11 protein-coding genes are annotated in these 15,341 nt (G+C 43.4%); all 11 read right to left on the bottom strand.

Annotated features, from left to right (window positions below; all coding sequences use genetic code 11):
* Positions 1–58: 58 nt before the first annotated feature.
* On the bottom strand, positions 59–3,931 hold the full coding sequence (locus OCV30_RS02035; protein ID WP_065680135.1) for a YhdP family protein: 3,873 nt from the start codon (positions 3,929–3,931) through the stop codon (positions 59–61).
* Between the two features lie 10 nt (positions 3,932–3,941).
* Entirely contained in the window at positions 3,942–5,411 is a 1,470-nt protein-coding gene (gene rng, locus OCV30_RS02030) for a ribonuclease G (protein ID WP_009847846.1), read from the bottom strand.
* A 20-nt stretch (positions 5,412–5,431) separates the two neighbouring features.
* Positions 5,432–6,076 carry a Maf family protein gene (locus OCV30_RS02025; RefSeq protein WP_065680134.1) on the bottom strand — a complete coding sequence of 215 codons (645 nt, stop codon included), beginning with the start codon at positions 6,074–6,076 and terminating at the stop codon, positions 5,432–5,434.
* A 7-nt stretch (positions 6,077–6,083) separates the two neighbouring features.
* Positions 6,084–6,572, bottom strand: a complete 489-nt coding sequence (gene mreD / locus OCV30_RS02020; RefSeq protein ID WP_009847848.1) for a rod shape-determining protein MreD — start codon at positions 6,570–6,572, stop codon at positions 6,084–6,086.
* Positions 6,562–7,449 (bottom strand): rod shape-determining protein MreC, encoded by an 888-nt coding sequence (gene mreC / locus OCV30_RS02015; protein ID WP_012603147.1) that lies wholly within the window; start codon positions 7,447–7,449, stop codon positions 6,562–6,564. Before mreC ends, mreD begins: the two co-directional genes overlap by 11 nt.
* Before the next feature lie 94 nt (positions 7,450–7,543).
* Positions 7,544–8,587 carry a rod shape-determining protein gene (locus OCV30_RS02010; RefSeq protein ID WP_009847850.1) on the bottom strand — a complete coding sequence of 348 codons (1,044 nt, stop codon included), beginning with the start codon at positions 8,585–8,587 and terminating at the stop codon, positions 7,544–7,546.
* A 151-nt stretch (positions 8,588–8,738) separates the two neighbouring features.
* On the bottom strand, positions 8,739–12,971 hold the full coding sequence (locus OCV30_RS02005) for a DUF6701 domain-containing protein (RefSeq protein WP_065680133.1): 4,233 nt from the start codon (positions 12,969–12,971) through the stop codon (positions 8,739–8,741).
* A complete protein-coding gene (locus tag OCV30_RS02000) occupies positions 12,971–13,399 on the bottom strand; it encodes an MSHA biogenesis protein MshP (protein WP_065680132.1) in 429 nt (142 codons plus the stop codon). Before OCV30_RS02000 ends, OCV30_RS02005 begins: the two co-directional genes overlap by 1 nt.
* Positions 13,389–14,111, bottom strand: coding sequence for a PilW family protein (locus tag OCV30_RS01995; RefSeq protein ID WP_065680131.1), 723 nt, complete (start codon positions 14,109–14,111; stop codon positions 13,389–13,391). Before OCV30_RS01995 ends, OCV30_RS02000 begins: the two co-directional genes overlap by 11 nt.
* The gene (locus OCV30_RS01990; RefSeq protein ID WP_209439707.1) at positions 14,111–14,695 is read right to left on the bottom strand and encodes a type IV pilus modification PilV family protein; all 585 of its coding nucleotides are present in this window, start codon (positions 14,693–14,695) and stop codon (positions 14,111–14,113) included. The genes OCV30_RS01995 and OCV30_RS01990 overlap by 1 nt, the downstream gene beginning before the upstream one ends.
* Entirely contained in the window at positions 14,686–15,237 is a 552-nt protein-coding gene (locus OCV30_RS01985; RefSeq protein ID WP_065680129.1) for a prepilin-type N-terminal cleavage/methylation domain-containing protein, read from the bottom strand. Before OCV30_RS01985 ends, OCV30_RS01990 begins: the two co-directional genes overlap by 10 nt.
* Positions 15,238–15,341: the final 104 nt, after the last annotated feature.

Below are 15,341 nucleotides of genomic sequence, written 5' to 3'. Positions count from 1 at the left end.
ATCGACATTTGACGCGTAATTAAGCACCAAACGCAGTAACCGTCTCGCTGATTAACGACTATTGAGCCAATTTCCTGAGTTTCTCTGGCAACTCAAATTCACCAGAACTACGTGAAAGCTCACTCACTGTTGGTGAATCTAATGGTCCTTTGACCGAGTAATTAACTTGAGTAAAGACTTCAACAACCGGCGAAATAACCGTGGTCACCGCCAACACATATAGCGCCGTTTGTGGGGTTACCGCAAACGCAGTCAATACTGGAATCCCCGAGGTAATATCTGGGGTAAAGTTCACTTCAGCATCGACTAGGCGCGTGTTGAGGTTAGCGATCCCTTTAATTTTCATCTCACCGGCGACCGCATCCATATTGAGATCGTTAGTCAGGAAGATACCATTTTGAATCTCGCCAGTACCTGTGATGCTATTAAAGGCCATGCCTTTATCAAACACGTCTGAGAAATCGAGCTGCATCTTACGGATGATCGAATCTAGGCTGAACAACCCTAACAATCGAGCTGCACCGCTCACATCAGATATGATGCCTTTACCAAATTGGGTTTCAACATTGCCATCTAAGGTGTCCATCTTGATCCCCCAAGGGGAGCCGTCCCAAGTCAGTTGACCTTCTAACTCAAAGGGCGCTTTTTGAATCCCGGAAGTAATACCGAAACGTTCCATTAACTCACTGTTGTTTTCACCCTCAACATCAACGGTCAGAGATGAATGACTCTTGCCACCATTCAATTCCCACCAGCCACTGATATCTGCTTTGTTTCCGCCGCTTCGAACCTGAATCTTATTCCACTCAATGCGGTTTTCGCTCCTCGTCATTTCAACATCGACCTTGCCAACTTTGTAACCTTGCAGCCAGAAGTCATTCAGGGTCAGCGTCAAATTCGGCATCGCATCATGGAGTTTTCTATCAAACTCAGAGATCAATGGTGCTTCTTGTGCTTTACGTTGTAGCAGTTGTTCTTGATTTGCTTTGTCACTCCACTCAGGAACAAACAGGTGCAAGCGATCCAATGAAACCGTCAAATCATAAGGAGGCAGATAATTGATATCTCCTTCTAGTTCTTGACTAGCAACCTCCACTTGCCACGCTTTCTTGTTTTTTCGAGCGCTAAAATCGACATCATTCCAAGAAATACCACCGAGGATCAGTTCCTGACTCTCGAAGGTGACACGACTTGGCGTTGGAATGGTTGGCGTATTCATCTGACTAAGAACAGCATCCGATGACTGCACTGGCTCCATCACTACCGACAGCCAGTCATCTGCATTGAACTTATCAGTACGAATTAACGCATGATGACCAACAACAGGGCTAATTTTATAGCCACCACGACCAAGAACTAAATTGGTCGCTGTTAACTCAGGAATATCACCAGTAATATCTATCTCAGCTTGGTATTTAGTGCTCGGCAATTGCAGACGCGCTGTAATCGACTCTTGATTGCCCGAGGCTTGTAGTCTTGCAGAGCCGCTTTCTAATGATTTTTTGGCTAATGGGTATGGGTAATCACTCGCCAAGTATTTAAGGTCTGACTGCAAATCGAGTTGGTAAGTAAAACCAATGTCATTAAGTTGAATATCGATCTGGCTTTGCCATTGTGCATGACCTGACAAACGGCTTAACCACTGCTCTCCGACATAAGGTTTTAGGGGATTGACGTCCCAATCACCTAACACATCAAGGTCCACGGCATAGCCTGGACCATCATTAAGGCCTTTAAAGTCAATAGAGATACTTTGACTAAGTAAATCTGCCGCGAGGCCACTGGCTGTCACGACGTCATTATCAAATTCAATACGACCAGTAGCATTCTCTAGCACCATTGGCGGGGCTTCAATCTCAACATGGTTACCACTTAGATCGGCATACCCCCACGCTCTAGGTTCTTTTTCAGAATCAAACGGAATATTAAGCTGAAACTCAGAAGAGACATCACCACTCACTTTAAGTGCGGTTAACGCAGCACCCACAGAATCTACGAGTGGCGAAGCAGTCATGTAATCACGAACAGCATTACCAGACGCCGTTGCTTTCGCTTCAATTTCAATATGACCGCCTTCTCCTAAATAAGGAATACGACCAGTAATTCGATCTGCTGTCACATCCATCAGTTGAGCTGAGCGAGAGTCTAAATACATCGCATCATTTTCAAATAACAGATCAAGTTGAAGGTCGGTTATCAATGGCCACGCAGTATCGAAGCTAAATTTAGCGTCTTCTAGTCCAACCCAAACTTGAAAAACACCGTCATGATTAGTATATGGGTATTGCCCTAATTCACCATGCCACAACAGTTTTACAGTCTCTGCCTTACCCGCTTGAATCGCTGTAGAAAGGTAGTCAGTAAGATCCTGACCAAGCGCTAACGTAGGTAAATAGCGCCATGTCTCACCGATATTATAAGCATCGGCTTCGCCGTAGAATGATAGAAATGGACTTGCATCCTTTGGGAAGTCCAAGCGAAATGCGCCTAGTACTTGTAAATCTGGCGTGGCTGCAGTGATTTTGTCCGACCACAGTTTCCAGCCGTTTTCATCTTGCTGCCAAACAATATCAACCTGACCTTGTTTGATATTCAGAGGCGCTTGGAAAACATCACCATAAGGAAACACATCATCAATAACATATAAGCTGGCTTTCGCTTCCGAAGCCGAGCCAAACACATGCCCTGATACTTGGCTAAAGCCAGGGACTAACTCCCATTGTTCGATCGCCAAATCAGAAAAGTTCGCAGAGTAACGCAAGCTTTCAATTCCAGAGCCCATCGCAACGCGAATGTCTGAAACGATACCGCCCGGAGCCAATGCATTGATCATTTGGGTAGATTGCGAAGAATCTGGCATCAACTTGATCAACGGAGTAATGGTTTCAACATCAAGTTCAGAAACATTAAGTTCCCAAGGACCGCTATTCCACTTGAAAGCGACATCAAGTTCAGGCCAAGGTCTGTCATCCGTTCTTAGATTTAGTGAGTGACCATTAACCTGCCATCCACCATCAATGGGAGATAATTTAAAAACACCCGACTCAAGCATCAAGTCATGTTGACCATCTTCATTCCAAGTCAGTTCTGAAGGTAATACCTCAACATAAGCGCTAACTGGCTTGCTATTTCGTAGCGTTAGCCAGCTATTCAAGCTCACCGTGACCGTATCAATGCCGGATTCTGCCTGCATATAACGAGTTAACCAAGGCATTACTGAGATACTATCCGCGCTGACATAAAACTCGCCCGTCATATCAGTTAAAGAACCACCATCAACAAAGTTAGCACTTACTGACAAAGAGTTGAGGTTAGCGTCTTTAATACTTACTACCCCCTCCGCAAGGTGATGTTTACCTGAGTTTTGCCATTTTAAAGTTTCGATATCAAGCTGACGTTCTTCACCAGAGATAGTTCGATATAGAAGAGAGGAATCTTTAGCGGTCACATCCACCAAAGTTTTTAAAAGTAAATTGTCCAGCTCCTGCATCACTCGCTTGGAAGAGCCGGGGTCTTTAGGTTCATCTTTACCGTTTTGCCCGGCAAATAGATCAATTGAGCGGATGTCGAGGTACATTTGATTCATGACCAAATCGGCCACGACAGGACGCATCTGCACGACCGATTGAATCAAGTCAAACTCAACTTCAACACGCTCAACAGAGAAAACCACATCTTCTGCGTTGGGAAGGCTAGCCTTAACACCTTGCAGAGCAATAGAGGGGTGAGTGTTACGCCAAAAACCACCCACATCTTGAATAGAAAACTCAAAACCGGAATGTTGGTTTACCCAAAGCTCAATTTCAGATTGATACTTATTTAAATTGGGTAAGGCTACACGCAGTGTAGTGACAGCAATGGCTAGTGTTACTAAGAGAGTAACCACTAACCATAGACATGTACGAAGAATCAGAGTAACGCTTGAACTCACAAAATATCCATTACATCATAACAACATCAAACTGCTCTTGTATGTACAGAGGCTCAGCCTGGATTTTAACTTGCTTACCAATAAACACTTCAAGCTCAGCAAGCGCATGAGATTCCTCGCCTTCTAACGCCTCGGCAACGGCAGCCGCCGCATAAACAACAAACTTATCGGCGTCATACGCGCGATTCACTCGTGTGATCTCTCGAAGAATTTCATAACAAACGGTTTCAACTGTCTTCACGCTACCGCGACCTTCACAAGCAGGGCAGCTAGAACACAGAATATGCTCAATACTTTCACGAGTACGTTTACGAGTCATCTCAACTAAACCAAGCTGTGTGAAGCCATTAATGTTGGTTTTCACACGGTCTTTGTCTAATGCAGCTTCTAAAGAAGTTAGTACTCGCTTACGGTGTTCTTCAGACAGCATATCAATAAAATCGATAATGATGATGCCGCCTAAATTACGAAGGCGAAGTTGACGAGCAATAGCTTGTGTCGCTTCGACGTTAGTATTGAAAATCGTCTCTTCTAGATTACGACGACCAACAAAGGCACCAGTATTGATATCAACAGTGGTCATCGCTTCTGTTTGGTCGATAATCAGATACCCACCAGACTTCAATTCGACTTTGCGATCCAATGAACGTTGAATTTCGTTCTCGGTATCGTACATATCAAAGATAGGCTTATCACCTTCATACAACTCAAGCTTGTCTGTTAGCTCAGGTACGTATTCAGAAGTAAACTCTTTTAGGTTTTCATATTCTAGACGAGAATCGACCTGAATCTTGCTCAGCTCAGTACCGACAAAATCACGTAAGATACGTTGGCTTAAGCACAACTCACCATACAAGCGAGTACGAGCTTTGTGCTTACCACGACGTTCTAACACCTTTAGCCATAATCGCTTCAAGAATGCGGCATCTTGCGCCAACTCATTTGAATCTGCGCCTTCTGCTGCCGTACGGATGATGAAGCCACCGTGCTCGTCGCAGTAACGAGACACAACTTTCTTAAGGCGGTTGCGTTCTGACTCACTATCAATTCTCTGAGAAACACCAACGTGGCTTGCGCCCGGCATGAACACCAGATAACGAGATGGTAAAGTAATGTCAGTGGTTAGACGAGCACCTTTGGTACCAAGAGGATCTTTGACCACTTGAACGACAATATCTTGCCCTTGGCGAACAAGCTCTGAAATATCACGAACCTGAAATTGCTTCTTTTCATTCTCAGCAACACATTCAGTGTGGGGGACAATATCAGAGGCGTGCAAAAAAGCTGCTTTATCAAGGCCAATATCCACAAATGCCGCCTGCATTCCAGGCAAAACACGGCTTACACGTCCTTTGTAGATATTTCCTACGATCCCGCGTCGAGCATCTCGTTCGACATGGATCTCTTGAAGAGCTCCCCCTTCAATCATGGCCACACGAGTCTCACTCGGGGTCACGTTCAGCAACAATTCAGCACTCATGGTGCACCTCAGATTAGTAATTATAAGAATTCTTGCAGTAGCTGGTCCGTTTCAAATAAAGGTAAGCCGACAACGGCGTAATAACTACCTTCGATTCGGGTAACAAAGCGTCCGCCCAAACCTTGGATCCCATAGCTACCAGCTTTATCGCATGGCTCCCCTGTTTGCCAGTATTGTTCTATTTCTTTTTCACTGAGGGGTTTAAACCATACGTCGGTAATAATGATTTCTGTCTTTTGTTTTTCTTCCGATACAACAGAAACTGCCGTCATCACTTGGTGACGATCATTCGCTAACTGAGTAAGCATACGCTTAGAGTCAGCAAGGTCTATTGGCTTCTCGAGCACTTGCCCTTGGCTTACGACGACTGTGTCAGAGCCCAGAACCACTGTTTCATAATCAAGAGAAATAGCACCAGAACCAAGATCTACATTATCAGAACTAGGAACGACATGCTGTTTTTCAGAAGGGTTATCTTTCAATAAAGACAACGCAGCTAAGGCTTTATCTAAAGATAGTCGCTTAACGTACTCTTCGGCGGTTTCTTGAGCGTGTTTACACTCTTCGACATCAGTTACAAGGACAGAAAACTCATAACCGAGTTGAGATAGCAATTCTTTACGGCGTGGAGAGCCGGATGCCAAAACTAAATGTTTCTTTTCCATCGTCACTCTACCTTACATGCCAATGGCGACGTACACGTCTCATTAATAAAAACATCCAAGGCCAAAGTATACAGTTTATCAATGCGCTCCATAGCGATAACGGATTGAAAACGACATCTTGGATCAAATATTCACCAAAGAATATCAGCACCTCAAACAACACTGTTAAAGCTGCAATGATTATCGCTTGCTGCCATAGCGCCATATTTCGAATCACGAGGAAGTTCATTGCAATAATGTACATTACTATTGCCATCATCATGCCTCTAATACCGAGAGTCGAACCGATCAAAAGGTCCCACAATAAGCCCAGCACTAGAGCACTACCAACGTTAACTCTGTAAGGTAACGCTAAAACCCAATAGCAGGTAACCAGTAATAACCAAGATGGCCTGAATAGGTCTAAACTACCCGGCCAAGGGATCGTTTGTAGAATAAGTGCTATCAAAAATGAGCAGCCAATTACTACTTTGCTTCTTAAAACGCTATTGGCCATTTTCACCTTCTAACAATGCTTGTTCAATACTGGATTGTTCTGCTTGCATCTGTTTATTTTCATCAGGCCACACAAGCAACAAGTATCTGAGCTTATCAAACTCAACTACAGGTTCTGCTTTGATAACGGCGAACTCACGCTTCGGGTCATAATCAACAGCAGTCACATAAGCGACTGGGTAACCCTCTGGATATACACCACCAAGTCCAGATGTCACCAGCAGATCTTCTTCTTGTATGTCAGTACTGGTTGGAATGTGCTCTAACTGGATCTCATCAATCATGCCATTACCAGAAGCAATAACACGTATATCGTTACGAATAACCTGAACAGGAATTGCGTTATTTGCATCTGTCAGTAGTAAAACACGACTATTATGAGCAGCAACGAAAGTGACTTGGCCAACAATGCCTTTTTCGTTAATCACAGGCTGACCTTCATACACCCCATCAATCTGACCTTTATCGATCACCACTTGATGTCGATATGGTGAAGTATCCACCGCCATAACCTCTGTGACGACCTTCTTCTCATCACGGATAAACGGAGAGCCTAACAGCTTACGAAGGCGCTTGTTTTCTTCTTGATATTGCTCAAGCAGAATCAACTCGCTCTTCAATCGCAAGACTTCTCGTTTAATATTATGGTTGGATTCAATTAGCCCTTTGCGAGTACTAAAACGGTCGTATACGCCATCAAACATGGTGCGAGGCAAATTAGCGGCATACTGAATTGGCGCAACCATGCTGTTTAATAGATAGCGGACATTTGAGAATGCATCTAAACGACTATCAGCCAGCATAAGGCTGGCTGATAATGTTACAGCAAAAAACAGGCGCAATTGTAGAGAGGGACCTCTACCAAAAATTGGCTTCATTCTATATTTGGTCCTAGAGCGACATTTGATCCTATAGACAAGGTCTTAGGCTCTTTACATAAAACTAGATAAGAAAAGAGCCTAACACTAGATACTATTCTTCGCTGAAAAGATCACCGCCGTGCATGTCGATCATCTCTAGAGCTTTACCACCACCTAGAGCAACACACGTTAATGGCTCTTCCGCCACAACAACAGGGATACCCGTTTCTTCAGTTAGCAGACGATCAAGGTCTTTAAGCAGTGCACCACCACCTGTCAGTACCATACCGTTTTCTGAGATATCAGAAGCAAGCTCTGGTGGACACTGTTCAAGTGCAACCATAACTGCAGATACGATGCCAGATAAAGGCTCTTGAAGCGCTTCAAGGATTTCATTTGAGTTCAGGCTAAAGCTACGAGGAACACCTTCAGCAAGGTTACGACCACGTACTTCAATCTCATCGACTTCATCGCCTGGGTAAGCAGAACCGATTTCGTGTTTGATCTTTTCGGCTGTTGCTTCACCGATCAAGCTGCCGTAGTTACGACGAACGTAGTTGATGATAGCTTCATCAAAACGGTCACCACCGATACGTACAGAAGACGAGTAAACCACACCGTTTAGTGAGATAACGGCAACTTCAGTCGTACCACCACCGATATCAACAACCATTGAACCTGTTGGCTCAGATACACGTAGGCCTGCACCAATCGCAGCAGCCATAGGCTCATCGATTAGGTAAACCTCACGAGCACCAGCACCCAGTGCTGATTCACGGATTGCACGGCGCTCAACTTGCGTTGAACCACAAGGAACACAAACCAATACGCGAGGGCTTGGTTTAAGAACACTGTTATCATGCACTTGCTTAATGAAGTGCTGAAGCATTTTTTCCGTTACGTAAAAGTCAGCAATTACGCCGTCTTTCATTGGACGGATTGCTGAGATATTACCAGGCGTACGGCCAAGCATTTGCTTAGCAGCGTGACCAACCGCAGCGACACTCTTTGCAGAACCCGCACGATCTTGGCGGATAGCTACAACTGAAGGCTCATCAAGAACAATGCCTTGGCCTTTTACATATATAAGGGTATTGGCAGTACCTAAATCAATCGATAGGTCGTTTGAAAACATGCCACGAAGCTTTTTAAACATATTCTTCGCTCATCCTGCAAGAATTAGAAGACAAAAATTGCACTAAATGTACCAATGCCTTGCTGTCACGGCAAGGCATTGAAGTATAAACATGGACTGAAACCCACAATTTCTTACAGATTCCTAACTTAACAGCCAAAAAATCATATTATTACTGACCTATTAAGCCACTTTCACCTCGGTAGATCACACGATCGTTCCCGCGATGGATGCCAAAGGTGACTACTGTTGATGGGTTTTCTTCATCAATACCGTTTTGGTTCCAATCGAACATTAGCCAAGGCATATTGTTATTTATGGAGTCAAGCTGTTGCCAAATTTGAACTTGTTCTCTAGTTGCAGCATTAGTAGCTTGCTGCGCTGTAAAGTTGTTCGACACACCATTATTCACATCAGCAGTTCCCGTTAATGTCGCCGTAGTCGCTCCCCCAACAGGCCATATAACCGTAGGGTTTCCATCCATTTCAGCATCGACATCAGTGAAACTATCAAATACATTGTTAATAAAAGCACCGTTTGTCCAATACTGAACTTGAAGAGGAACGGTAATCGAACTACCTTCAACCCCACCTACATCACTCAAATTTACACGACCAAAAGCCACATTGGGTTGGCTATCAGGCAGTCGTTGTGTTGTCATGCCTGAAGGATCGGTTGGTTGTGTTTTGAATTGCACAGGATCTGAAAGTGTTGCTGTAAAAATATTCAAAGAGACATCTCGAATTGGCCCACCATCAAAATTAAAAGGACCATCCGGCGAAAAGTCAGCCTGCTTCTGCCATGATATATCGTTGTTATTGATCGCCCCTCGACTACCTCGATAAGTTAAATTCAAGCGATTACCGTTGAGTAAACGCCCTTCATCTAACTCAAAAAAAGCTTGCTGAATAGTGTTAAAACTTCCGTAATTCTGAGTTTCACTCCCCAACGCACTGTAAGCCGCAACGTCAATGGAGACATTATCAAACTCTTGATTCATGTAAGCAAAAGCTTGCCCTGCAGGGTTTCCCCACACATTATTCAACGTATTAAAGTAATCAGGATAAAAGCGGCCAATGACTTGGTGATCTTTTTGTATATCACGACCAAGATAAACAGCACTACTAATAAACTCGATAGCGCCAACCTCACTCCAAGTATGAGCTAGAGTATTTAGTACCTGGTTAGTGCTAAATGAAGGAATGACACTAGGTGTCACAACCCCTGGTTTGGGGTTTAATGATGGAGCAGGATAAACCACACTAAAATCTAAATCTAAGGGACCACTATCAAGTGAATAATTACTTGTCACTGGGTAGGTACACTCATCAGTGATGCCTAATGCTGAATCTGGATGGATGATTGGTTTATAGTCCACAATGAAGTCAGTTCCTGCTGGTATAAAGCCACCTCCTGTTGCCCCACTAGCAGGGTTAAACGAAGAGCCCGAACGAACATTACATATTGCTATTTTCCAAGGACGAGCCTTCAAGGTAATTTGACCTTTCAACGTACCGCCATCGCTAGGGCAGTTCGCGATTGCCGGAGCTTGGGTTGAACATCTAAAGTTCTTATCTTCAAGTGTGACAACTAACTCGCCTGAGTTATCAAATTGAATCGCAACATCCTCAACCATCCCTTTAGAGAAGTTAAAATCGTCACTGCCAAGGCTACCGCCTCCGCCACTTCCGGGTTTTTGAAGTACGTACCTAAGGTCGCTCACATCTAACTTTTCCGAATAATTCATCACAATAGGCGTTGATAATGCATTGCTACTACAAGCCAAGACTCGAACATCAATATCTTCTGCTTTTCCGGCAATAACCTCTAGCGGCTGATTATCCCATGTAGAATTAGAACTCGGCTTAATATCAAACCGATAAGGTACAAAGCTGATGTCTTTTTGATCTTGGATTGTCGTTCCAGTAACTAACGCAGTCGCAAGCACATCACCGTATTTATTGCCGCTTCGACCATCAATATTAAAAACAAACCTTTTGTTTTGGTTATCAAAAGACCCACCACTAAAAGTCACCTCAGGCGCACTGATGGATACAGTCTCCCCGTTGACATCGCTCATTGGTTGACTGTTTTCATCATAAGGCACGACATAGACTTCAGCCTTATCGTCACAGGTTAAGTGGTAGTTGTTTGGTTTGATCTCTATATATTTTATCGTTGGGCTAGGGGGCGTGTAACACCCGGCTACCGATTGAGCCTTTATGTAGCTAATATCTCTTGCTCTAAACGTAACTCTAGGAGCAGTAATTGCTCCGGTCATTTGAAAGCGATCAACACCATTAATATCGAAACCTGCACTAACAGCCTCTGACGATACATACACATTCGCATTCAAGCGAATATCAGAGCCGCCTTGAGGCCAAAAAGATGAAAAACGACCATGACCAACAAGAAAAAGGTCATTGTGATCGTAATTAGAATCAGGGTCACCCTGATCATTTTTGCCCGCATTTATATATATACGACTTTTATTAGAAAAATTTATATGGTTGTAGTGAATAACAACGGGGCCATCACCTTTCACTTTAATGTAAGAATCGTTGTGATTGAAATTGATGGTGTCAATCCAATACTCTCCAGCGGGAAAAACAACTGTGCTTGTATTTGCGCTAAAAGACAATGAAGCAAACTCGTACCCATCACGCTCAACATCAATCTCAGTGACCCTATTATTACCATCAGCTATAAATGCCCCACCGGAAGCACTAAAAGCTGAGGTATCAGGCACACCTAACGGGAATAAATTTTTAGCAGAACTCACAGTACAACTTCCGCCACTATTCTGCCCGTCTTTATAAACACAAGCTCCAAGGCCAGACACTCTAGAAGAAGTAAAACCTAATGCTTCTGATTTGGAAATTTGATCGAGATAGATATTATTTCCAGTACCACTTCCTGAAGATATATCCAGTTGTCCATCCCATGGAGTCCATTCTCCGGGATTTGCACCTTGAAAATAACGGTTTGATTGCAACATTTCAGGAAAGTAATCACATTTTTGAATAGGGGGTTTTGGCCTTACTTCTTCAAATGCAAAGAACCCAACTCTTTCATATTTCTGATGCGAGCGATTTGAAGCGTCTTCTTCTAACATAAATGTAAAATAATTCGGATTCGATAGTTCACATAACCTCAACCACCCTCCATCTGGTCCACTTCGAGTTTGTTTTTGAACAATCACACCAAAGTCTTGGAAAGACTGGCCATGGAAGACCTGATTATCAATACAAGACAGTGCTAATGAAGCGCTTTGATTGTATGAACTACTGGGTTTCTTAAAAACAAAACGAATACCATCTGAAGTTTGCCCGGAAAACTCAGGTGCCGCCATGTACCCTACAGTTCTGCGTCTATAGCTTGCAGGCGTAGGTACATTTTGCCGGCCAAATTCTAAGGCCAGCCTAAAATTCGAAGTTCCAACATTTTCATGTGCAGTCGTTACCCAAAAATCCTTGCCGTTATCGGGCTGAACTTGAGAAAAGACAATAGGAGCCGTAGAGAAACGTTGAGAGTAAGTTTCCCGTTTCCAACCCTTCCCATTTGTATTTCCTACCGTTTGGAAGTGATTCAGCTCAACTTTACTTACACGTATTATTTTCCCTGGCTGAGATTCATCTAATATTACGTCCCCAACCTCTGCAGCAAAATAATAGATAGGGTCCATTAAATTAGGATCTGAGCTTAAAGGGAAGCGTTGTTTAACTTCAAGCCTATCTTTAGTCACAGATGTGACGAACATTGCCGATGAATTATCATTTAGATTATAAGAAGGCATTAATATAACGACAGGCGTCGTTTTAAAATCTTCATCAAAATCGAAGCTACAGGTATATCTATTACAAGAGTTAGCGTCTACCTTTCCAAATTCAAATAGCGGCTTATAACGTGGCCCTAGTGGATGGCAATCTTTTTCCGATATACAGTATTGGGAACTACTAGTGAAACTATCACCAATCAGTGTAATGGTAACAAATGGGTCGAATTCATAAGCGCCAGTGGCATAAGATAAATCAAAGTTATTAATAACTTTTTTCTGGATACCATCTACTGAGTAGGTTAATTTCCCACTTATCCATATAGCGTTATAATTAGAAGTACGCTCAAACTTAACCTGAAATTGTCGAAGGACGTCATCATCTTCATAATCTTCGTCAAAGATTTGCTGATAGTAACCATAAAAATCATCATCATCTGTCCATAACGGGAAATATTGGCTATTCGCTAATCGAATTCGATTCGACCCGTCAGATTCAAGAGAAAAGGTGATACAAAAACCATTACGAGCATCTATAGAAGAGCCATTGGTTAGACAAGTGGAAGCATACGAAAACGATGATATGCCTAGAGAAAACAACAAAAACAATGATAAAAATAGTACTCTCATTATCTCACCCAAACATCTTGACTACGCTGCATTAAATTCACACCCGTTCCGCACGTTGCGACTGCTCTTACTGTATACAATTGAGAATTATCGACAAGTTGACCACCTGTTGGTGAGCACGTTATTTGAACATCTGCACATGTAATTGTCGTTGCGAAGTTCATTGCTGTTCCATTCAAGTTTGTACACTCTGCAGCCACATCAAATGAAACCGTTGTGTTGGCTCTAGGTGGATATATCTGCATTAAGGCTCGCTCTATTGCCGAATGAGCTAAAAGATGGGCTTGAGTACCAATCACATCTTTTGTATGTGCGTCATTATTGGACCACTCTATGCGGCTTAAGGTTGTAGCAAGAAACCCCATCACCACCAAGACAAAGATGACGACAATATACAGGCTTCCGACTTGTCTTTTTTTAAGGAACATTGATCACCTGTATGTCTTGCTGGAAATTGGTCAGTTCATCCCCGACTTGGTTTCTAAATTCAAACTCAAGATGGACGACACCATTACGCTGAACATTTGCGGGTTGATAGTCTAAATCCCCAGTCACTCCCGTATCCGAAATTGGGATTAGCGCGCCATTACCTTCACTTCTCCATACTCGGCCATTCACAATGCAATAGGTGACGCGGCCATTAGGATTGTAAATATAGTGTCGATTTGAAACCGAATTACCCACAAGGTTTACAGACTCATTAGCAAGCAAGAAAGTATTATTGGTTGCAGTTACAGTAGCTAAGGGGAAAATATTATTGGTCGGCGCCGCCTCTGTAGGGTTTATCACCAAAGATAATGGGGTTAGCGCAGCTGTCGTCAGTGTATTATCAGCCGTAACAAATTGAATATCATCGCCCGACACCGCATAAATCCCAGAGGTAACGATAGGGAAAAATGAAACACAGCGAGCTCCCGGGACGACAGCATTCTGATTGAACATATTCGGTACAACATGACGCACTTCACGAGTGATTTTTTCCAAGACAAACTTGGCTTGAGTTTGTAAACGCTGCCTATCTACGGTGTCCGCATAGCCACGCGCACCCAATTCAACAAACCCAGCAATGCCTACAACTAAAATGCTACCAACAATCATGGTGATAATCATTTCAATAAGAGTGAAACCTTGCCTTCTCATTAGTAATTCCCTCGATAGGCATCCAGCACGATAGGGGGCTGATTTAAGGCTAAAATAGTTAGGTTGATTCGTTTTAGTTGATCTACAACTTGGTACGTCACACTAATTTCTAAGCGGTAGTTGCTGTAGGTTGTTGCCCTGTTTGCCTCCATACCTATAAGGTCATTTAGATTTTTACAATTATTCGTGCCACCTGGTTCCCAGCAACCGATGTAGTCATCAACATCATTATAATCTTCAACATTTTCTCCATCGTCTCCAAGCCTTTGATTCAATGGATCGTTTACATCACCAGAGCAGAATTCCTGACGAGAACCTACTGTCCCTTCACCGCACCTAAGCTCCCCGCCATCAAAGTCGCTATTCTCATCGAACCCTCGAGCAAGAATCATAGACATCACACTCTGCCCTAACGCGGCTGAACGGGTTTGATAATGAGGATCACCAGATCGGCTAATCTGAGGCGCTAAAAAGTTTATGATAGTCATCATCGCGAGCCCCATAACCACAATCACAATCACACTTTCAATTAATGTGAAACCACGTTCTTTTGCAGGCGATTTATGGATGGTGTTCATGAGCACACCCCATTTTCAACATAACCTTGCGAGTTAATTTCCACACGGCAGGTGTTCACATTTGAAGTGATAGTAATCACCACACCGACTGCAACGTCAACGACAACGCCTGCAGGAGTTTCACCCGTTGTAGGGTTGCCTAATAAATCAAAGTTAACTAGAGATAGGGGACTGGCAGGTGCGGTATTCGATGCCGCCGTTAAGGTGACCCCGTCGAGCATAACCCAATCACTACGCGCTTGGTTTTGCGCGGTACAGCTCACTTCGGAACCGATACAATTGCCAACGATAGCGAGAATAAAATTGCTCTCTCCAACGACGGCCCCAAGGTCCACATTGGACTGCATACGATTCACTTGAACTTGGCGGACAACAGAAGTTACTTGCTCTTGAGCTGCAAAGGCAGAAAAGCTATCCCTTCCAGAAAGACGGCTAGCAGCGTAGGCAGAGACAATCGCGATCAACAAGATCACAATGATTAACTCGACTAAAGTAAAACCTTGTTGCTGAAATCCGATGTTTCTGTATGTTCTATTGAATTGATTCACCGAAATCCAATCCGCTAAATATTTGATAGTTTGAAGATTAAGTGTAACTCAGGGAAAGGAAGTTGTCTTTGTCGCTTACCTGAATTTCAGATAGAAAAAAGACC

It is taken from the genome of Vibrio atlanticus (genome assembly GCF_024347315.1).
GTDB lineage: Bacteria > Pseudomonadota > Gammaproteobacteria > Enterobacterales > Vibrionaceae > Vibrio > Vibrio atlanticus.
Note: the sequence above shows the minus strand (reverse complement) of the source record. Positions and strands in the feature narration are given on the sequence as shown.

What these genes read in the sequence shown, in the direction of transcription:
- rng (WP_009847846.1), bottom strand. Translation starts at nt 5,411, where the DNA reads ATGAGTGCTGAATTGTTGCTGAACGTGACCCCGAGTGAGACTCGTGTG.
- OCV30_RS02025 (WP_065680134.1), bottom strand. Translation starts at nt 6,076, where the DNA reads ATGGAAAAGAAACATTTAGTTTTGGCATCCGGCTCTCCACGCCGTAAA.
- OCV30_RS02005 (WP_065680133.1), bottom strand. Translation starts at nt 12,971, where the DNA reads ATGAGAGTACTATTTTTATCATTGTTTTTGTTGTTTTCTCTAGGCATA.
- OCV30_RS02010 (WP_009847850.1), bottom strand. Translation starts at nt 8,587, where the DNA reads ATGTTTAAAAAGCTTCGTGGCATGTTTTCAAACGACCTATCGATTGAT.
- OCV30_RS01995 (WP_065680131.1), bottom strand. Translation starts at nt 14,111, where the DNA reads ATGAGAAGGCAAGGTTTCACTCTTATTGAAATGATTATCACCATGATT.
- OCV30_RS02000 (WP_065680132.1), bottom strand. Translation starts at nt 13,399, where the DNA reads ATGTTCCTTAAAAAAAGACAAGTCGGAAGCCTGTATATTGTCGTCATC.
- mreD (WP_009847848.1), bottom strand. Translation starts at nt 6,572, where the DNA reads ATGGCCAATAGCGTTTTAAGAAGCAAAGTAGTAATTGGCTGCTCATTT.
- mreC (WP_012603147.1), bottom strand. Translation starts at nt 7,449, where the DNA reads ATGAAGCCAATTTTTGGTAGAGGTCCCTCTCTACAATTGCGCCTGTTT.